12 protein-coding genes are annotated in these 19,497 nt (G+C 74.7%); 10 read left to right on the top strand and 2 right to left on the bottom strand.

All coding sequences use genetic code 11. The features are described 5' to 3' along the window. Window positions 1-377 precede the first annotated feature (377 nt). Window positions 378-899, top strand: a complete 522-nt coding sequence (locus tag ACGF13_RS19630) for a hypothetical protein (RefSeq protein WP_392876541.1) — start codon at window positions 378-380, stop codon at window positions 897-899. Window positions 900-952: 53 nt separating this feature from the next. Here the strand turns inward: ACGF13_RS19630 and ACGF13_RS19625 are convergent, their stop codons facing one another. Then, window positions 953-1,240 carry an SHOCT domain-containing protein gene (locus ACGF13_RS19625; RefSeq protein WP_392876538.1) on the bottom strand — a complete coding sequence of 96 codons (288 nt, stop codon included), beginning with the start codon at window positions 1,238-1,240 and terminating at the stop codon, window positions 953-955. A gap of 23 nt (window positions 1,241-1,263) precedes the next feature. After that, entirely contained in the window at window positions 1,264-1,776 is a 513-nt protein-coding gene (locus ACGF13_RS19620; protein WP_392876535.1) for a DUF6325 family protein, read from the bottom strand. A gap of 408 nt (window positions 1,777-2,184) precedes the next feature. Here ACGF13_RS19620 and ACGF13_RS19615 point away from each other — a divergent pair, with 408 nt between their 5' ends. From ACGF13_RS19615 to ACGF13_RS19575, 9 genes are all read left to right on the top strand, one after another. Then, complete coding sequence (locus ACGF13_RS19615) at window positions 2,185-3,411, top strand: hypothetical protein (protein ID WP_392876532.1); 1,227 nt, start codon at window positions 2,185-2,187, stop codon at window positions 3,409-3,411. Between the two features lie 136 nt (window positions 3,412-3,547). Next, window positions 3,548-3,982, top strand: coding sequence for a hypothetical protein (locus tag ACGF13_RS19610; RefSeq protein WP_392876529.1), 435 nt, complete (start codon window positions 3,548-3,550; stop codon window positions 3,980-3,982). A gap of 416 nt (window positions 3,983-4,398) precedes the next feature. Further along, on the top strand, window positions 4,399-5,664 hold the full coding sequence (locus ACGF13_RS19605; RefSeq protein WP_392876526.1) for a helix-turn-helix domain-containing protein: 1,266 nt from the start codon (window positions 4,399-4,401) through the stop codon (window positions 5,662-5,664). A 237-nt stretch (window positions 5,665-5,901) separates the two neighbouring features. Then, a complete protein-coding gene (locus ACGF13_RS19600; protein ID WP_392876523.1) occupies window positions 5,902-6,345 on the top strand; it encodes a cobalamin B12-binding domain-containing protein in 444 nt (147 codons plus the stop codon). Further along, entirely contained in the window at window positions 6,342-7,688 is a 1,347-nt protein-coding gene (locus ACGF13_RS19595) for a methylaspartate mutase (protein ID WP_392876520.1), read from the top strand. Before ACGF13_RS19600 ends, ACGF13_RS19595 begins: the two co-directional genes overlap by 4 nt. A 111-nt stretch (window positions 7,689-7,799) precedes the next feature. Then, entirely contained in the window at window positions 7,800-8,792 is a 993-nt protein-coding gene (locus ACGF13_RS19590; RefSeq protein WP_392876517.1) for an asparagine synthetase A, read from the top strand. 74 nt (window positions 8,793-8,866) lie between these two features. Next, window positions 8,867-10,129 carry a glutamate synthase-related protein gene (locus tag ACGF13_RS19585; protein WP_392876514.1) on the top strand — a complete coding sequence of 421 codons (1,263 nt, stop codon included), beginning with the start codon at window positions 8,867-8,869 and terminating at the stop codon, window positions 10,127-10,129. Between the two features lie 177 nt (window positions 10,130-10,306). Continuing rightward, window positions 10,307-14,998 (top strand): amino acid adenylation domain-containing protein, encoded by a 4,692-nt coding sequence (locus ACGF13_RS19580; RefSeq protein WP_392876511.1) that lies wholly within the window; start codon window positions 10,307-10,309, stop codon window positions 14,996-14,998. A 32-nt stretch (window positions 14,999-15,030) separates the two neighbouring features. Then, window positions 15,031-19,494 carry an amino acid adenylation domain-containing protein gene (locus ACGF13_RS19575; RefSeq protein WP_392876508.1) on the top strand — a complete coding sequence of 1,488 codons (4,464 nt, stop codon included), beginning with the start codon at window positions 15,031-15,033 and terminating at the stop codon, window positions 19,492-19,494. The last annotated feature ends 3 nt before the right edge of the window (window positions 19,495-19,497 follow it).

Raw genomic sequence — 19,497 nt, 5'->3', positions numbered from 1 at the left:
GGGGATGACGGGGTGGTTGGGGTGGGACTTCCCTCCTTCGGGTTCAGCGGGCGGGGTCGGGTCCGGGGTGCCCGCGGCGGAGGCCCTGTCGTGCGGCGATGACTCCGTGCTCGGCGATCGGGGGGTACGGGCTCACGTGCGGCTCCTCGGCGGACGACGAGGGAAACGACCTTTCCCGGCCACGCTACGAGCGCCGGCCGGACTCCGGATCACCCGGCGTGGGTGACCGCGCGGACGCGCCGGAACCCGGAACGCGGGCGATGATGGCCGCAACGGGCCCATCGGACGTGGGACCTGGTCGTGGGACCCGTCGGTCGTGGGCCCATCGGACGTGGGACCCGTCGGACGTGTTCGAGGGGATGACGGGAGCAGGCGTCATGACCACCTCGCGCAGTCGTACCCCCGCCCCGGGCGAACGGGCCCCGGCCGGAATCCGGCCCCGGACCGACTACACCGGCGCGGTGTACGGTTCGATGCTCGCCGCCTCCGTGATCGCGGCCGCCAGCCTCAACGAACCGCACCCCAGGCTGTCGCTCATCCTGCTGCTGGTGATCACCGGGTTGGTGTTCTGGGCCGCCCACGTCTACGCGCGCGTGGCCGGGGAGCGCGAGGCCGGCCGGCAGGTCACCCGGCGCCAGGTGCGCGAGGTGGGCCGGCACGAGTGGCCGCTCGTCGAGGCGTCGGCGCTGCCCGCCCTGGCGGTGCTGGTCAGCCCGTGGCTGGGGGCGGGGGAGAACGCCTGGCTCGCCCTCGGCGTCGCCGTGGCGCAGCAGGTGGCCTGGGCGGCGCTGGGCGCCCGCCGGGCGGGCGCCTCACCGGGCCAGATCGCCGCCGAGGGGGCGGTCAACCTGATGCTGGGTCTGGTGATCGTGGCGGCCAAGGTCGCGGTGGGGCACTGAATCACCCGTGGCGGGTGATTCGTCGCCGTGCCGACGGTGCTGCGCCGACGGTCCTACGAGGCGAGCAGTCGCTGCTTCTGCGTGGCGAACTCCTCCTCGGTGAGGACTCCCTGGTCCTTCAGCTGCGCCAACTGCTGCAGCTGGGCGATCTTCGCGTCCATGCCCGCCGGGGCGGGCGCGGCAGGAGCGGCGGGAGCCGGTGGCGGGGGCGGCGCGGGTTCGGCCACCACGTCCTGTTGGGCCCAACGGCCCGCCTGGCGACGGGACACCCGGTTGGACACGGCGGTCGCCGTTCCGGCGACGACGGCGGTGCGCGCGACACCGCGCAGCAGACCTGGCATGGTTCTTTCTCCTCTCGGCGGGGTCACCCGGTGGCGGACGTTCCGGAGCCGGAGCCCTCGGATGCGTCCGTCGGGTCGTTCCCGTCGTTCCCTTCGGTACCGTCCAGCGCGTCCAGGGAGTGCAGCAGATCCTGCATCGGCACCCGTCCGCTGGCGACCACCTGGGCGCCGCTGCGGCGCAGGGCCGCGGCGAACGGCGCGGCCCAGGTGTTCTCGTAGATGAGCACGCCGGCCGAGTTGCCGGGCTCGATGACCGCGGCGGCCTCGCTCAGGTCGTCCTCGTCGAGCAGGCCCGATCCGGAGCCCTCGAAGACGGCCAGGTCCAGTAGGCCGTCCCCGTCGAAGTCGGCGATCTCCATGCCCGCGATGGTGCCGTCGGTGTCCTTGCGCACGAACGCGAAGTCCAGGATGCGGATCAGACCCCGGTCCACCAGGTCGATCAGCAGCGGGAGTGCTTCGCCGGTCATCCGGTTGCCGGGGAACTCGACCACCAGGTAGTCGATGGGCCCGGTCTCGGCGAGGACGTCCTCGGTCATGGTGGTGTTCCCTTCCACGTGGAGTCCCTCGCCCGGCCCGTCCGGGTCGGTCCGTCGGATCGGTCCGTCGGGCAGGGCGCTGCTTTCGACGCTAGGGGCCGCCGCCGGGTCCGCGGATCACCTGCCCGGGGTGAGGAACGCACCTCGTCCGGTCGGCCCAGCCCGGCGTGCCGGGCGGGGGGCGTTGCGGCGTGAATGGTGTCCAGCGGTGCCATGGCCGCGTGCCGAGTGCCGGGAGAGCCGTTGAACGGACCGAGTGAACCCCAGCCGTCCGAGCCCCAGCCGTCCGAGCGTCCACCGTCCGGGCCCCCGCCGGGCGACGGGCCCCCGCCGGGCGACGTACCTCCGACAGGTGGCGGCAGCGGCCCCGTGGGGCCCGGGCACCGCCCCCGGGCGGGCCGGATCGTCATGAGCACCGTGTCGGCCGTGCTGATCACGCTGACCTGCATCCTGGTGCCGGTTTCGCTGCTCACCGTCTGGGTGCACGACATCGCGCTGGACACCGACCGGTACGTCAGCACGGTCGCGCCGCTGGCGAGGAACCCCGCGGTCCAGGACGCCGCGGTCCACCGGATCACCGAGGCGGTGGACGTGAAGGTGAACGGCCCGGAGGTCGCCTCCGACCTGGCCGCCTGGCTGCAGTCGCAGGGGCTGCCGCCCAGGGCCGCGTCCGCCGTCAAGTCGCTGGGGCCCAAGATCGACGACGCGGTGGACCAGGTGGTCACCGCGGCGGCGACCAAGGTGGTGCGCAGCGACGCCTTCGACACCGTCTGGACCGAGGCGAACCGCGCCGCCCACACGGCCGTGGTCCACGCCCTGACCGGACACGGCCGCGGCGCCGTCGAGGTCGGCGACGGCACGGTCACCCTCGACGTCGGCAAGGCCGTGGACCAGCTGAAGCAGGATCTGGTGGCCGCGGGCCTGACCCCGGCCGAGAAGATCCCGGAAGTGAACAAGCAGATGGTGCTGTTCCAGTCCGACGAGCTGGCCAAGGCCCGTGGTGCCGCGCACGCGCTGGACGTGGCGGGCAACTGGCTGCCGGTGATCACCGTGCTGCTCGGCCTGGTCGGCGTCCTGCTGGCGCGGCGCCGGCGCCGCGCCCTGGTGGCCACGGCGTTCGGAGCGGCCGGGGCCGGCCTGCTGGTGGCGATCGCCCTGGTGGTCGCCCGGCACTACTACCTCGACCACCTGCCGCCCGCCGTCCAGTCCCCGGACGCCGCGGCCGCGATCTTCGACACGCTGGTGAGGTTCCTGAGGGTCAGTCTGCGCACCGCGATCGTCCTGGGCGTGGTGGTGGCGCTCGGCGCGTACCTCTCCGGGGCGGGCCGCCTGCCGCGCGCCGTGCGCGGCCGGGCGGACCACACCGCGGACTCGGTCGCCCGGTGGAGCGGTGCGCACGGCGTGCACACCGGTCGGGCCGGTACCTGGACCGACGCCCACCGCCGCTGGCTCGTCCTCGCGGCGCTGCTGATCGTCGCCCTGGTGTTCGCCCTCTGGAACCACCCGACGGTGCTGACCGTGCTGCTGCTCGTCCTGGTGCTCCTCGCCGTCCTCGCCGTGCTGGCGCTGCTCGCCGCCTCCGGGCGGGTCGGGGCCGGGAGTCCGCGGGACGAGAGCCGAGGGAACTCCACGTAGTCGTACGGGCGGTGGTCGCGGCCGGATCCGTGCGAACGACAGGACGGGGATCCGGCTCTACCGTGAACGTAGGACTTCTGTTCCACCCCCGCCCACCGCGGCCCGCGAGGCGGTTGCCATCGAAGGAGTCACTTTCATGACCAGCAGCGTCAGTGGAGTCGGCAGCAGCCAGATCCCCCAGCCCCAGCGGCATCCCTATGCGTCCGGATGGACCATCTTCGCCGGGGTCATGCTGATCACCGGCGGTCTCATGGCGGTCTTCGAGGGGATCTCCGCGATCGCCAAGGACGACCTGGTCGTCGTCACCCGCAACTACGTGTACTCGCTGAACAGCGCGGGGTGGGGGTGGATCCACCTGATCATCGGTGTCCTCATCGTGGTGGCGGGTATCGCGGTCTTCAGCGGTGCCCTGTGGGCCCGCATCTTCGGTGTGGCCGTCGCCGCGCTGGGAATCCTCGCCAACTTCCTGTGGCTTCCGTACTACCCGGCGTGGGCCGCCATCCTGATCGGGATCGACGCCCTGGTCATCTGGGCGCTGTGCGTCGGCGGCCTCAAGCAGGCGGCCGAGTGACCTCCCGGGACGCCTGGCGCTGACCGCGCGACCGGCCCGGACCCCGGCACCCGCCGGGGTCCGGGCCGCCGCGTGTCCGCCGGGTGCCGGTCGCGTGCCTGCCGGGTGCCGGTCGCGCCCGCCGGGTGACCGGGCCGCCGGCGCCGCATCGGACGTACGGAAACGGACTGTGAGGCCCGGGTGAAGGTCGTGGGTAGGGCCGGTGATCGGCCGTTGATCGGGCATAGACGGCGAGCCTGGAGCATCGGGAACCGGAGGGAGCCGGTCGGAGGCCACAGCCTGGACACGGGTCCCGTACGGCCGGACCACGGGCCGAACGGGACCCGGCGCTGATGCCGCCACCGGTCCCGACGCCAGGAGGAGTCCGGACCACGAAGGGCAGACGAGGCATGGACGGCGGGCAGTCGGTGCAAGCGGTGAGAACGGCGGCGGTCTTCGGCGAGCTGCTGCGGCTACGGCGCGAGCGGATCGGGCTGACCCAGCAGTGCCTGGCCGACCACGCGACCCTGAGCGTGCGGGCGATCCGGGACATGGAGAGCGGCCGGGTGCGCAGGCCCCGCAACGAGACCGTCCGGCTGCTCGCGGACGCCCTGCGGCTGGAGGGCCGCAGCCGGGCCGACTTCGAGGAGGCCGCTCGCCGGCACCCGCTCGCCGACGAGCCGGTGGCCGCGCCGGCCGCCCCGCCGGTGGCGCGCGGGGCGATCGTCGGCCGGGAGATGGAGGCCGAGGTGCTGGCCGACGCCTTCGCCGTGCACGGCGACCGGCTGGTCTCGCTGGTGGGCCTCGGCGGAGTGGGCAAGACCCGGCTCGCCCTGGAGGTCGCCCGCCGGCTGCACCTGGCCGTCCGCTGGTCGGTGCGCTGGGTGGACTGCGGCGGCGGCCCGCACCCCTGGCGCGCGCCGCTGGACGACCTCGTCCGCGACCTCGGCGACCGGCCCGCCCTGCTGGTCCTGGACGGCGCCGACGGCGGGGTGGACGCCGGGCAGCTGGACGGGCTGTTCCACCACTGCCCCGGGCTGCGGGTGCTGATCACCGCCCGGCAGGCCAGGCCGCTGCCCGGCGGCCAGGTCATCCCGCTCGCGCCGCTGCCCGTCCCGGCCCTCGAACTCGACGCCGAGCCGGAGGCGTTGGCGCAGGTCGGAGCCGTCCGGCTGCTGCTCTCGCACCTGTGCCGGCTGCGTCCCGGCTACACCCTGGAGCGCTCCGAGGCGCCCGCCGTCGCGGAGCTCTGCCGCCGCCTCGACGGCCTGCCCGGCGCGTTGGAGCGGGCGGCGGGGTGGGCGCTGGTGCAGTCCACCGCCCAGCTGGTGGCCCGGCTGGGGGCCGTCCCGTTCACCCTGGCCGCGCCGCCGGTGGTGTTCGGCGCGCGCGGTGACCTGCGGGACGACGTGGAGCCCGCGATCCGGTGTCTGACGGACCGTCAGCGTGCCCTGCTGGAGGTGCTGGTGGACGAACCGGGGGAGTGGTCGGGGGAGGACGCGGTGGTCCGCAGCGGCTGGGCGCTGCAGACCTGCCTCGCCACGGTGCACGAGCTGCTGTCGCGCGGGCTGATCCGCAGCGTGCCCGCCCGGGACGGCGTGCGGTTCACGGTGCTCAACCTGTGCCGGCGCCTCGTCCGGGAGGAGCCGGGGGTCCGGCTCGGGTCGGGCGGGGACGTCCCGCTGCTGGCCGTCGCGGGCTGACCGTCGGGGCCGGCTGTCGCCGGCCGACCGCGACGTGTCGGCAGGCCGCGACGCGTCGGCAGGCCGCCGACTCCGCCGACTCCGCCGATTCTGCCCACCGCGCCGATTCTGCCGCTTAATGCCGCAGGAGCTGCCGCTTGCCCGGCCCGATCGTTCCTAGCGTTCTCCGTGGGGCCGGACCACCGCGAGGAGCGCGCCGGAACGCCATCGACGATCTCTACCGATGAGGGCTGAGTTGTGGAGCACGGGAACGCCGAACAGAACGGTCCGGCCGTCGTCGTGACGACGACCGCCTCGGATTCGCACACCTGGAACCTGGTGTTCCTCCAGGTCCTGCTGGAGGAGATGGGCCATCGGGTGACGAATCTGGGCGCCTGCGTCCCGGATGCGCTGCTGCTCTCCGAATGCCGCCGGATCGAACCGGACCTGATCGTGATCAGCAGCGTCAACGGGCACGGCCACCAGGAGGGCCTGCGGGTGATCGAGGCCCTCCGCGTCTGCCCGGAACTGCGGCGCATCCCGACCGTCATCGGGGGCAAGCTCGGCATCGCCGGAGCCGACGACCCGGACCGCGAGCGGGAGTTGCTGGCGGCCGGCTTCGACGCGGTCTTCGAGGAGGGCGCGGCGGTGGCCGGGTTCCGCGAGTTCGTCGCCGGGCTGCGCTCCGGGGTCCTGCTGTGACGGGTCCGCTGGCGATCGGCCCTGGTGTGCCGGGCCCGGCCCGGGCGGGCTTCGGCGCCTTCGTGGCGCAGGCCGCCGAGGCCGGCGCCCTGGTGGTCCAGCCCCGGATGGGCATGGCGGAGGCGGCCCGGATGCGGGAGGGCCTGCTGGCCACCCGGGGCGCGGCCGCCGTCACCGTCGGCACCATCACCCTGGACAGCTACACCCGCACCGGCGACCTCGCGGCCGCGCGGCGCGCCCTGGCCGCCGGGGCGGGCCTCAACGGCTATCCGATCGCCACCCACCCGGTCGACGTCACCCGGGAGGTGCTGCGCGGGGTGGCGGACGCGGGTTTCCCGGTGCAGGTCCGGCACGGCTCGGCCGCCCCGGAGCGGATCTTCCGCGCGCTGCTGGCGGCCGGCCTGGACGCCACCGAGGGCGGGCCGGTCTCCTACTGTCTGCCGTACGGCCGCACCCCGCTCCACGAGTCGGTCGCCCGCTGGCGAACCAGTTGCGAACTCCTGGCGTCCACCAGGGAGTTCGGCGCCGAGCCGCACCTGGAGACCTTCGGCGGCTGCCTGATGGGCCAGCTCTGCCCGCCCTCGCTGCTGATCGCGGTCAGCGTGCTGGAGGCGCTGTTCTTCCGGGCGCACGGACTTCGCAGCATCTCGCTCAGCTACGCCCAGCAGGCCAACGCCCGCCAGGACGAGGAGGCGCTCGCCGCGCTCGGCCGGATCGCGGGGGAACTGCTCGCCGACGTCGACTGGCACCTCGTGGTGTACGCGTACATGGGCGTGTACCCGCGCTCGCCCGGTGGCGCGCGGCTGCTGCTGGAGGACGCGGCGCGGCTCTCGGTGCGCGGGGGTGCGGCCCGGCTGATCGTCAAGACCACGGCCGAGGCGCACCGGATCCCGACCGTCGCCGAGAACGTCCGGGCGCTGGAGGCGGCCGCCGCGGCCGCCACGGCGGAGCGCGCCCGCCCGCGGCCCGCCGCACCACCGGACACCGGGATCGAGGCCGAGGCCAGGGCGCTGATCGGGGCGGTGCTCGACCTGGACGCCGATGTCGGGCGCGCCCTGGTGCGGGCGTTCGCGGCCGGCTACCTGGACGTGCCGTACTGCCTCCACCCCGACAACGCCGGGCGGACGCGCAGCTCGCTGGGCCCGGACGGGCGGCTGCACTGGTCCGCGGTCGGCTCGATGCCGATCGCCGGGCTCGGCGAGCGCGGCCGGACGCCGATCCTCGGCTCGGCCGGGCTGCTGGCCGCCCTCTCCCACGTGCAGCGCGGCTACGACGGCCGGGCCGAGTACACGGCCGCGGCGGCGTCCGCGTCCGCGGCCCGTGGCCTGCCCGTGGCGCGCTGACCCTCCCGACCGGGCCCGCGGCGCCGCCGATCCAGGTCGAACTGCCATACGCCCGACACCACTTCACGCCGAACGACCACGGACACTCCCCGAGAGAAGAGGACCCCGGCCATGCCCGACGCCACGCCCCTGCCCCCGACCGATCCGGGCCGCCACCTGACCGCACCGGCCACCCGTAGCGCGCTCCGGATCCAGCAGCAACTGCTCACCTCCGCCCGCGAGTTCCTGCGCGGCCGGGGCTTCACCGAGCTGCTGCCGCCGATCATCGGCCCGGTCACCGACCCCGGCGCGCGCGGCTCCAAGCAGGTGGACATCGACTTCTACGGCCACCGCTACAAGCTGATGACCAGCGCGATCCTGTACAAGCAGGCCTCGCTGCTCGCCTTCGACAAGATCTTCTGCATCGCCCCGAACGTCCGGCTGGAGCCGCTGGAGACCGCCGGGACGAGCCGGCACCTGGCCGAGTTCCACCAGCTGGACGTGGAGGTCGCCGGCGCGAGCCGGGACGACGTCGTCCAGCTGGCCGAGGACCTGGTGGTGCACATGGTCGACGGCGTGCTGCGCGAGCTGCCCAAGGAGTTCGCCGAACTCGGCCGGGACCCGCAGGCGTTCGCCGAACTCCTGAAGGGCTCCTTCGGCCGGATCCGGCACGCCGAGGCGGTCGCCGAACTGCGCGGCATCGGACACCCGCAGAGCCCGGAGGCCGAACTCGACTGGGAGGGCGAGGCGTTGCTGTCCGCCCGGCGTGACCGGCCGTTCTTCGTCACCGACTACCCGAAGGGCTCGCGCGGCTTCTACGACCGCGAACACCCCCAGGACCCGGGCCTGCTGCGGAACTTCGACCTGCTCGCGCCCGAGGGCTACGGCGAGCTGTGCAGCGGCAGCCAGCGGACCAACGACTACGCGGAGATCATCACCCGGATGCGGGAGACCGGCGAGAACCCGCAGAAGTACCGCTGGTACCTGGACCTGGTGCGCGAGGGCGTGCCGGCCAGCGCGGGCTTCGGCATCGGGGTCGAGCGGCTCACCCGGTACGTCGCCGGGCTGGACGCCGTCTGGCAGGCCAGCGCGTTCCCGAAGCTCGCCGGGGTGGTTTCACCGTGAGCGAGCGAAGCGAGCTCACCATTGAGAGGGGCGAGTGGGCGAACGCCCCTGCCGAGCGCAGCGAGGTGGGCGGCGTGAGTGATCTGACCGCACCCGGTTTCCCGGAGGAGGAGGTCCGGCGTCGGGCCCGCGCCGGGGCGGCCGCGGCGTTCCCGCCCGCCGAGGAGTACGGGCACGTGCTGTTCGGTGCCGGCGGGCCCGGGGAGGCGGCACCCGCCGACGCCCTGGACGCCCTGCGGATCGTCCCGCCGCTGTTCCTGCCGCAGCGGCTCGCCAAGCTGATCGACCTCGGCCGCGAGCCCGACTACCGGGACGTCGAACTCGCCACCGCCGTCGGCGGGTTCGCCTCGGCTCTGCCGGTGTACGTCTCCGCGACCGGATCCACCCGAGCGGCCGGCGGCGACCTCGGGCTGGCCCTGAGCCGGCAGGCCGGGGCGCTCGGGATCCCGATGGTGATCGGCGAGAACGTGGTGCCGGTCAACGGCTACGGCCGGCTCGGCGAGGCCGCCGACCGCACGCTGCTCGGCCGGCTGCGCGCCTACGCCGAGGAACTGCCGGACGGGCTCGGCGGCGTGGCCGTCCAGCAGAGCACCGAGGACGCCGACGCCGAGGTGTGGAACCTCGTCCACAGCGATCCTGCGGCCCTACCGCTGCTCGAATCCGGGCGGCTGGCCTTCGAGTTGAAGGTCGGCCAGGGCGCCAAGCCGGGCCTCGGCGGGATGACCGTGCTGGACGCGGACGCCGCCGCCGCGCTCGGCGACCGCTTCGGCCTTGACCCGCTGTTCGGTGACGGCCGGGTGCTGCGCGCCGCCACCCCGGGCACCTTCACCGCGGAGATCCTGCGCCAGCAGATCCGGCTGATGCGCAACAACTACCCGCGGGTGCGGATCTGGGTGAAGCTCTACCCCGGCCGGGACGTGGCCGAGGCCGCCCGGGTGGCGCACGAGGCCGGAGCGGACGCCGTCGTGGTGGACGGCGCGGAGGGCGGCACCGGCTGGGCGCCGGGGGTGTTCCTGCCGCACGTCGGTCTGCCGCTCGCGGAGTGCCTGCGCCGGCTGGCGGACGCGCCGCCGCCCTCCCTGCTGGTCTCCGGGCGGATCTGGGAAGGCGCCCGGGCGGTCAGGAGCCTGGCCCTGGGGGCCCGCGCGGTGGGCCTCGGCCGGGCGGCGCTGCTCGCCGTAGCCGAGGACCGGGAATCCGGGCTGCGCCGTTTCGCGGAATGTCTGGCACTGGAGCTCCGACTGCTGATCAGTTCGCTCGGGAAGTACACGCCCGAGGCCCTGGACCGGGAGGATCTCTGGTCCCCGGGGAATTCCTTCACCACCTCCGGCCGGTAGCTCTGGCCTGCTCGGGAAGCGGCATGGTGAAACTGCCGATTTCCTTCCGCTCGTTCTGCCGATAGGGCCGTCGAATTCCCCCTATCGTCGCTTTCGTCGCCGATTTCTCTCACGATCTGGGGTTGGATGATGTCCTCGCGCGGTTTTCCCGTCGAATTCCCGGCAACCGAATTCCCGGTGCCCGGACTCGCGCCGTCCGGTTTCGCGCCGTTCGCCGCCGCCGTCGCCCGCTTCCCGGAGCGGCCGGCCGTCCGGGCCGCCGGCCGGAGCATCAGCTACCGGGAGCTGGACGGCCTGACCGCCGCCCTCGCCGCCCGGATCGCCCCCGGGCGGACGGTCGCCGTCACCGGACGCGACCGGCTGGACCACGTGGTCGCGCTGCTGGCGGTGCTGCGGGCGGGTGCCACCTACCTGCCGCTGGACCGGGAGGCCCCCGAGGAGCGCAACCGGTGGATCGCCGAGGACGCCGGGGCCTGCCTCGCCCTCGACGGCGAGGAGCTCACCGGGCTCGGCACGGGTCCGGGCGGGAACGCGGGCGCCGGCTACGTCATCTACACCTCGGGCACCACCGGCCGCCCCAAGGGCGTGCACGTCCCGCTCGCCGCGCTCACCGGCCACCTGGCCGGCATCGTCGGGGCCTTCGGCCTGACCGAGCGGGACGTGGTGCTGCAGTTCGCCCGCCCGACCGTGGACGTGGCCGTGGAGCAGGTGCTCGGCGCGCTGTCCGCCGGGGCCTGCCTGGTCCTGCCGGAGCGGCGACTCCTCGCCCCGGCCGCGCTGCTGGACCTGCTGGACGACGAGGGCGTCACCGTCGCCAACCTGGCCGCGGGCTACTTCCAGGACGTGGTGGCGGCCCTCGGCGGCCGGGTGCCGCGCACCCTGCGGCTGATGGTCTCCGGCAGCGACAAGCTGGAGCCCGCCACCGCCGCCGCCTGGTGGTCGGCCACCGGGGTGCCGCTGCTGAACGCGTACGGCCCGACCGAGACCGTGGTCACCGCCACCACCCACCGGCTCGACGGCGAACAGGCAGGGCAGGAGCAGCCGGCCGCCCGGGTGCCGATCGGCACCGCGGTCGGCGCGCGCCGGCTCCACGTCCTGGACGAGCGGCTGCGCCCGGTGGAGCCCGGCGGGACCGGTGAACTGTACGTCGGCGGGCCGCTGTTGGCCTCCGGCTATCTCGGCCGCCCCGGCCTCACCGCCGGCCGCTTCGTCGCCGACCCGTTCGCGCCGGCGGACGGCGCCCCGGGTGCCCGGATGTACCGCACCGGAGACCTGGTGCGCCGCACCGCCGAGGACGGCCCACTGGAGTTCCTCGGCCGCAGCGACCACCAGGTGAAGATCCGCGGCTTCCGGGTCGAGCCCGGCGAGATCGAGCAGGTGCTGGCCGGCCACCCCGGCGTCACCGGCTGCGTGGTGGTCGCCCACGAGGGCCGGCTGGCCGCGTACGTCACCGGCGCCGCACCGGGGTACGCCGAGGCCCGCGCCTGGCTGGCCGAGCGGCTGCCCGAGCACATGGTCCCGGCGACGGTCACCGCGCTGGAGGCCTTCCCGCTGACGGCCGGCGGCAAGGTGGACCGCGCGGCGCTGCCCGAGCCGCAGACCGCGCCGGAGGGCAAGCCGGCCGGCCGCCCGCCGCGCACCCCCGCCGAGCAGCTGATCGCCGCGGTCTGGGCGGACGTGCTCGGGGTGCCGGAGGTTGGCGCCGACGACAACTTCTTCCACCTGGGCGGCGATTCGCTGACCGCCGTCCGGGTGGTGGGCCGGGTCTTCGACGTCTTCGGCATGGTGTCGCCGTACACCATCTTCGACGCGCCGACGCTGGCCGAGTTCGCCGCCGCGGTGACTTCCGCGTCCGGTGGCGAGCGCCCGGCGCTGACCAGGAGCGGCGCCACCGAGGCCCCGCTGTCCAAGTTCCAGCGCGGCCTGTGGTTCCTCGACCAGTGGAACCCGGACGCGCCGACCTACGTGGTGCCCTGGGTGTTCCGCTTCTCCGGCCCGGTCGACCCCGAGCTGCTGCGGCGGGCGCTGGCCGGCGTGGTCGAGCGGCACGAGAGCCTGCGGACGACCTTCGAGCTCGCCGAGGACGGTCCGCGCCAGGTCGTCCACCCGTCCGTGGAGCTGCCGTTCACGCTCACCGAGACCACCGCCGAGCAGGTGGACGCGCTCGTCGCCGAGGCCGCCCTGGAGCCCTTCGACCTGGAGCGGGGGCCGCTGCTGCGGGCCCGGGTGTTCCGGGCCGACGGGGCGACCACGCTGCTGCTGGCCCTCCACCACATCGTCTGGGACGAGGGCTCGCTGGCGGTGCTGGAGACCGAACTCCAGGAGCTGTACGCCGCGTTGGCCGAGGGTCGCCCGGCCGGGCTGCCGGAGCTCGCCGTCCAGTACGGCGACTACGCCGCCTGGCAGTACCGGGACGACACCGTCGAGGGGCAACTCGACTACTGGCGCAAGCAGTTGAGCGACGCGCCGACCGCCGACGCGCTGGTGCCGGACCACCCCCGCCCCGAGGAGCAGGCCTTCCGCGGCGCCTTCCACCGCTTCGCGATGCCGGGCCCGGTCGCCGAGGCCGTCCGGGCGCTCGCCCGCAGCGAGGACGCCACCCCGTTCATGGTGCTGCTGGCCGGGCTGGCGCTCACCCTGCAGCGCCGCTCCGGGCAGCGCGACCTGGTGCTCGGTTCCCCGGTGAACGTCCGCGGCCGGGCCGAACTCGACGGACTGATCGGCTACTTCGTCAACCTGCTGCCGCTGCGGCTGAAGCTGGAGGAGGGCGCCTCCTTCCGCGAGCTGGTCCGGCACGTGCGCGAGGTGTCGATCGGCGGCTACCGGCACCAGGAGGTGCCCTTCGACGACATCGCGAACGCCGTGCTCGACGAGCGCCCCGAGGACCGCAACCCGCTCTGCCAGGTGCTGCTGGAGCTGCACCCGCTGGACCCGAGGCCGTTCACGGTCGGCGGGTACGAGGTCACCCGGGCCCTGCACTCCAACCCGGTCTCCCGCTTCGACCTGTCCGTCTCGGTGGACGACCTCGGCACCGGCTTCACCGGCCGCTTCGAGTACGACAGCGACCTCTTCGAGCCCGCCACCATGGCCGGCCTGTGCGAGGAGTGGCTGGGCACCCTGGCCGCCGCCGTCGAGGTGCCGGTGTACGCCCTGTTCGAGGCGAGGGCCGCCCGGAGCCCGGAGGCCGTCGCCCTGGTCTCCGGTGAACGGACCGTGAGCTACGGCGAGTTGAACGCCGCCGCGAACCGGCTCGCCCGCCACCTGGCGGGCCTCGGCACCGGCCGCGGCGACACCGTCGCGGTGCTGGCCGAGCGCGGTCCCGAGATGGTCGTCGCCCTGCTGGCGGCCCTCAAGACCGGCGCCGCCTACACCCTGCTCGACCCGGACTTCCCGGCCGAGCGGCTGTCCGGCGCCGTCGCCGACACCGGCGCCTCGACGGTGGTCACCCACCGGCGGACCACCGTGCCCTTCCCCGTCGGGCGCCTCGTCGACCTGGACGCCTCGGCCACCGAACTGGCCCGCCACGCGGCACACGACCTCGGCCTGCCGGTCGACGGCGGTGACCTCGCCTGCGTGATGTTCACCTCCGGCTCCACCGGCCGCCCCAAGGGTGCCGCCGTCCCGCACCGCGCCCTCACCACCACCTACCTCGGCCAGGACTACGCCCGCTTCGGCCCGGACGAGGTCTGGCTGCAGTGCTCGCCGGTCTCCTGGGACGCCTTCGCCCTGGAGCTGTACGGCGCGCTCTGCTTCGGCGGCGCCTGCGTCCTGCAGCCCGGCCAGCGGCCGGACCCGCAGACCATCGCCGAGCTGACCCGCCGCCACGGCGTCACCCAACTCCAGCTCTCCGCCAGCCTGTTCAACTTCCTGCTGGAGGACTTCCCGGAGACCTACGACGGTCTGAAGCTCGCCATCACCGCCGGCGAGCGGGCCTCCGTCACCCACGTCGCCAAGGCCCTGGAGGCCTACCCGGAGCTGGCGGTCGCCAACGGCTACGGCCCGGTCGAGAGCCTCGGCCTGACCACCTGCCACCGGGTCGGCCCCGAGGACGTCACCGGCGGCTCCGTGCCGATCGGCGTCGCCCTCAACGGCAAGGGCGTCCTCGTCCTGGACGAGCGGCTGAGCCCCGTCGAGCCCGGCGTGACCGGCGAGCTGTACGCCACCGGCGGCGGCCTCGCCTACGGCTACCTCGGCCGGCCCGGGCTGACCGCCGAGCGCTTCGTGGCCTCCCCGTACGGCGCCCCCGGCGAGCGCCTCTACCGCACCGGGGACCTCGGCTACGTCAACGCCGAGGGCCTGCTGGAGGTCACCGGCCGGATCGACGACCAGATCAAGATCCGGGGCTTCCGGGTCGAGCCCGGCGAGGTCGAGGACGCGCTCACCCGCCACCCGGCCGTCCGGGAGGCCGCCGTCGCCGTCCACGAGCCCGCCGCGGGCGACCGCCGGCTCGCCGCCTACGTCACCGTCGGCCCGGACGCCCCCGAGCCGGACGCCCTGCTCGACCACCTGGCCGGCCTGCTGCCCGAGCACATGGTGCCCGCGACCCTGGACGTCCTGGACGCCCTGCCGCTCAACCACAACGGCAAGGTGGACCGCAAGGCGCTGCCCGCCCCTGCCGGACGCCGCGCCACCGCCGCCGCCGACCCGATGACCGAGGCCGAACGGCTGGTCGCCGACGCGATGCGCGAGGTGCTCGACCTCGCCGAGGTCGGCCGCGAGGACAACTTCTTCCGGATCGGCGGCAACTCGCTGGCCGCCGTCCGGGTCGCGATGCGGCTGTCCCAGGAGACCGGCAGCCGCGTCCCCCCGCAACTGGTCTTCCGGGCCCGCACCGTGAGCGCCATCGCCGAACGGCTGGCCGCCCGGTGACGGCCCGCACCGCACACGAAGGGAACGAGGCCGTGAGCCCGTCCGACCACCCGGCGCGCACCGCGCCCGCCTCCGGGCTGCAGCGCGGCCTCTGGTTCCTCGACCGCCTCGACCCGAGCGCCGTCACCTACTGCACCCCCTGGACCCTCGACGTCACCGGCCCGCTCGACCTCGCGCTCCTCCAGGGCGCGCTGGATGCCCTGACGGCCCGCCACGAGACGCTGCGCACCAGCTTCGCGCTGCACCCCGACGGCCCCCGCCAGCAGGTCCACCACGGCCTCACCGTGCCGCTCGCGGTGACCGACCTGCGCCCGCTGAGCGGCCCCGGCCAGGCGCGGCGCCTGGAGGAACTGCTCGCCGCCCGCTGCGCCGAACCCTTCGACCTCGCCGCCGGACCGCTGCTGCGCGCCGAGGCGTTCCGGCTCGCGGACGAGCGCACCACCGTGCTGTTCACCGTCCACCACATCGTCTGGGACGGCTGGTCCGCCGAGGTCTTCGAGCGCGAGCTCGCCGCGCTGTACGGCGCGGCGGCGGCCGGCCGGGAGGCCGAACTGCCGGAGCTGACGGTGCAGTACGCCGACTACGCGCAGGAGCAGCTCGGCACCTCGTACGAGGAGCACCTGACCTACTGGAAGGAGCGGCTGGACGGCGCCCCCGCCCTGCTGGAGCTGCCCACCGACCGGCCCCGGCCCGCCGAGCGCGGCGCGGCCGGCCGCACCGAGGGGTTCGGCCTCGCCGCCGGCACCGCGGCACGGGTCCGCGCCCTGGCCGAGACGGAGGGCGTCACCCCGTTCACCGTCCAGCTGGCCGCCTTCGCCCTGCTGCTGAACCGCTGGACCGGCGCCGAGGACCTCGTCGTCGGCACCCCGGTCACCACCCGCGACCGCCCCGAACTGGAGCACCTGCTCGGCTACTTCGTCAACCTGCTGCCGCTGCGCCTGCGGCTCGCGCCCACGATGGGCTTCCGGGACCTGCTGGAGCACGTCCAGGACGTCGCCTTCGAGGCGTACGGCTACCTCGACCTGCCCTTCGACCGGATCGTCGACCTGCTCGGCGCCGCCCGCAGCGCCCAGCACCCGCCGCTGGTCCAGGTGGTGTTCGGCGCCCACGGCGAGGACCGCACCCCGCTGGCGCTCGGCCCGGCGGCCACCGCGCAGAGCCGGGTGCGTTCCAACGGCACCAGCAAGTTCGACCTCACCTGGTCGGTCTTCGACGCCGGGGAAGCCGACGGCGAGCTGCGCGGCGAGGCCGAGTACCGCAGCGACCTGTTCGACGCCGGGACGGTCCGCCGCCTCGCCGCCGAGTACGACACCCTGCTCACCGCCGCCCTGGACGACCCCGACGCCACCGTGCTGCGGCTGACCACCAGGGCGGCGGGCGCCGCCGCCGACGCGACGGCGGCCACCGACACCCCAGGCCACTGCCTGCACCACCTGTTCGAGCGGGCCGCCGACGCCCACCCGGACCGGCCCGCCGTCAGCGACCCCGACCGCACCCTGAGCTACGCCGAACTGGACCGCCGGGCCAACCGCCTCGCCCACGCCCTGCGCGCCCGCGGCGCCGGCCCCGGCGACCGGATCGGCATGCTGCTGGAGCGCACCGCCGACGTCCTGGTCACCGTCCTCGGCGTGCTCAAGACCGGCGCCGCCTACGTGCCCGTCGACCTCGCCGCCCCCGCCGACCGCGCCGCGCTGGTCTTCGGCGACACCGGCGTCACCCTGGTCGTCACCGACCGCCCGGACCGGGTGCCCGAGGGCCCCTGGCGGGCCTACGACCTGACGGCCGAGGCCGCCGACCTGGCCGCCCGCCCCGACACCCGCCCGCCGGCCGCCGGACGCCCCGGCGACGTCGCCTACGTCATCTTCACCTCCGGCTCCACCGGCCGCCCCAAGGGCGTCGCCGTCGCCCACGAGCACGTCAGCCGGCTGATGGCGGACGGCGAGCGGCACTTCGGCTTCGGCCCCCAGGAGACCTGGACGCTGTTCCACAGCTACGCCTTCGACTGGACGGTCTGGGAGATGTGGGGCGCCCTGCTGCACGGCGCCCGCCTGGTCGTCGTCCCGTACGTGACCAGCCGCTCGCCGGAGGAGTTCGCCCAGCTGCTGGAGGAGGAGGCCGTCTCCTGCCTCTGCCTCACCCCCTCGGCGCTGCGCCAGCTGGAGCCGGTGCTGCGCCGCAGCCCGCGCGCCCTGCCCGCACTGAAGTGGATCATGCTCGGCGGGGAGGCGCTCGACCCGGCCGTCGTCCAGCGCTGGTTCGAACTCGACCCGCCGCCCCCGGCCCGGCTGTGCAACCTGTACGGCATCACCGAGACCACCGTCCACGTCACCACCCACGACCTGGCCGGCAGCGCCGGCTTCGAGCGCAGCCTGATCGGCGCCCCGATGGCACACCTGAGCGCCCAGGTCCTGGACGACTGGCTGCGGCCGGTGCCGCCCGGTGCGGCCGGCGAGCTGTACATCGGCGGCGGCAGCCTCGCCCACGGCTACTGGGGCCGCCCCGGCCTCACCGCGGGCCGCTTCGTCGCCGACCCGTACGGCCCGCCCGGGGCCCGGCTCTACCGCACCGGCGACGTCGCCCGCCGGCTGCCCGGCGGCGGACTGGAGTACATCGGCCGCGCCGACTTCCAGGTCAAGCTGCGCGGTTTCCGGATCGAACTCGGCGAGATCGAGAACGCGCTCGCCGCCCACCCGGACGTCGACGCCTGCGTCGTCACCGTGCACGAGGACCGCCTCGCCGCGTACGTCACCGGCCGCGAGCCCGCCGACGTCCGCGCCTTCCTCGGCCGCTCGCTGCCCCCGTACATGGTCCCGGCGAGCTACACCGTGCTGGAGTCGCTGCCGCTCACCGTCAACGGCAAGGTGGACCGCGCCGCCCTGCCCGCCCCCGGCCAGCGCAGCGCCGCCACCGGCGGGCGCCACGTCGAGCCGCGCACCCCGGAGGAGGAGGCCTTCGCCGCCGTCTGGACGGAGGTCCTCGGGGTGGACGGCATCGGCGTCCACGACGACTTCTTCCACCTCGGCGGGGACTCCATCCGGGCCGTCCAGCTGGCCGGCGCGCTGCACGAGCGCGGCTGGGGGCTCAGCCTGCGGGACGTCTTCAACGCCCCCACCGTGGCCGCCCTGCTGCCGCTGGCGAAGCCCGTCACCGAGGACCGGGACGCCCGCGAGCCCTTCGCCCTGATCTCCCCGGAGGACCGCGCCGACCTGCCGCCCGGCCTCGTCGACGCCTACCCGATGGTGTCCATGCAGCTCTCCATGGTCTTCCACATGGAGATCGCCGGCGGCACCGACAGCTACCACAACGTCAACTCCTACCGGATCGCCGGCGACCTCGACGAGCAGGCCTTCCGCCGCTCCGTCGCCGAGGCCATGGACCGCCACGCGGTGCTGCGCACCGGCCTGGACCTGTCCGGCTACGGCGAACCGCTGCAGCTCGTGCACGGCCGGCTGCCCGCCCCCGTCGAGTTCGCCGACCTGCGCGGCACGGCGGAGGCGGACCAGGACGCCGCGATCCGCGAGGTCTTCGACACCCACCGGTGGACGCCCTTCGACCTCACCGCGCCGCCGCTGTTCCGGATCACCGTGCAGCGCCTCGCCGAGGACGCCTTCCAGCTCACCGTCTCCGAGCACCACGCGATCCTCGACGGCTGGAGCTTCACCTCGCTGCTCACCGAGATCCTGGAGCGCCACGGCGCCCTCGCCGCCGACCCGCTCGGCGTGCCCGCCCCGCCGCCGCGCACCGCCTTCCGCGACTTCGTGGCCGTCGAACGACAGGCCGCCGGGGACGAGCGCTCGCTCGGCTACTGGCGCGAGCGGCTGACCGGCGTCAGCGGCCAGCTGTTCCCCGGCAGCGAGGACGTCCACGAGGCGCCCCGCACCGTCGAACGGGTGCTGCCCGAGGCGCCCGGGCAGTTGCGCGACGTCGCCGACGCGCTCGGCGTGCCGGTCAAGTCGGTGGCGCTCGCCGCCCACCTGCACGCCCTCGCCGCCGTCACCGGACGTCGGCGCGTCACCACCGGCCTGGCCGTCAACGGCCGGCTGGAACGGCTCGGCGGCACCGAGGTGTACGGGCTGTTCCTCAACACCGTCCCGCTCAGCTGCGAGCCCACCGACGACCTGCTCGCCCTGGTCCGCGAGGTCCACCGGGAGGAGCTGGACATGATGCCGCACCGCCGGGTGCCCTTCGCCCGGCTCGCCCGCCTGATGACCGACACCGCGCTGGACAGCCAGTTCGGCTACCTGCGCTTCCACGCCCTCGGCCGGCTCAGCTCGGCCCGCATCGTGGACGGCCGGATCGGCACCGAGCCGACCCTGCGCCACGAACCCAACAGCTTCGCCTTCGGCGCCTCGGTGATCCAGGACCCGGTCACGCAGCGGGTGCTGCTCGCCGTGGACCACCAGCGCTCGCTGGTCGCCGACAGCACCGCCGAGCAGTTCATCGACACCTACGCCGCCGCCCTGCACACCATGGCCGCCGCCGCCCGAGAGTCCTGAGGA

It is taken from the genome of Kitasatospora sp. NPDC048286 (assembly GCF_043201735.1).
Lineage (GTDB): Bacteria > Actinomycetota > Actinomycetes > Streptomycetales > Streptomycetaceae > Kitasatospora.
Note: the sequence above shows the minus strand (reverse complement) of the source record. Positions and strands in the feature narration are given on the sequence as shown.

Bases quoted from the DNA above. Each gene is read 5' to 3' on its own strand.
- ACGF13_RS19630 (WP_392876541.1), top strand. From the start codon at position 378: ATGACCACCTCGCGCAGTCGTACCCCCGCCCCGGGCGAACGGGCCCCG.
- ACGF13_RS19625 (WP_392876538.1), bottom strand. From the start codon at position 1,240: ATGCCAGGTCTGCTGCGCGGTGTCGCGCGCACCGCCGTCGTCGCCGGA.
- ACGF13_RS19620 (WP_392876535.1), bottom strand. From the start codon at position 1,776: ATGACCGAGGACGTCCTCGCCGAGACCGGGCCCATCGACTACCTGGTG.
- ACGF13_RS19615 (WP_392876532.1), top strand. From the start codon at position 2,185: ATGAGCACCGTGTCGGCCGTGCTGATCACGCTGACCTGCATCCTGGTG.
- ACGF13_RS19610 (WP_392876529.1), top strand. From the start codon at position 3,548: ATGACCAGCAGCGTCAGTGGAGTCGGCAGCAGCCAGATCCCCCAGCCC.
- ACGF13_RS19590 (WP_392876517.1), top strand. From the start codon at position 7,800: ATGCCCGACGCCACGCCCCTGCCCCCGACCGATCCGGGCCGCCACCTG.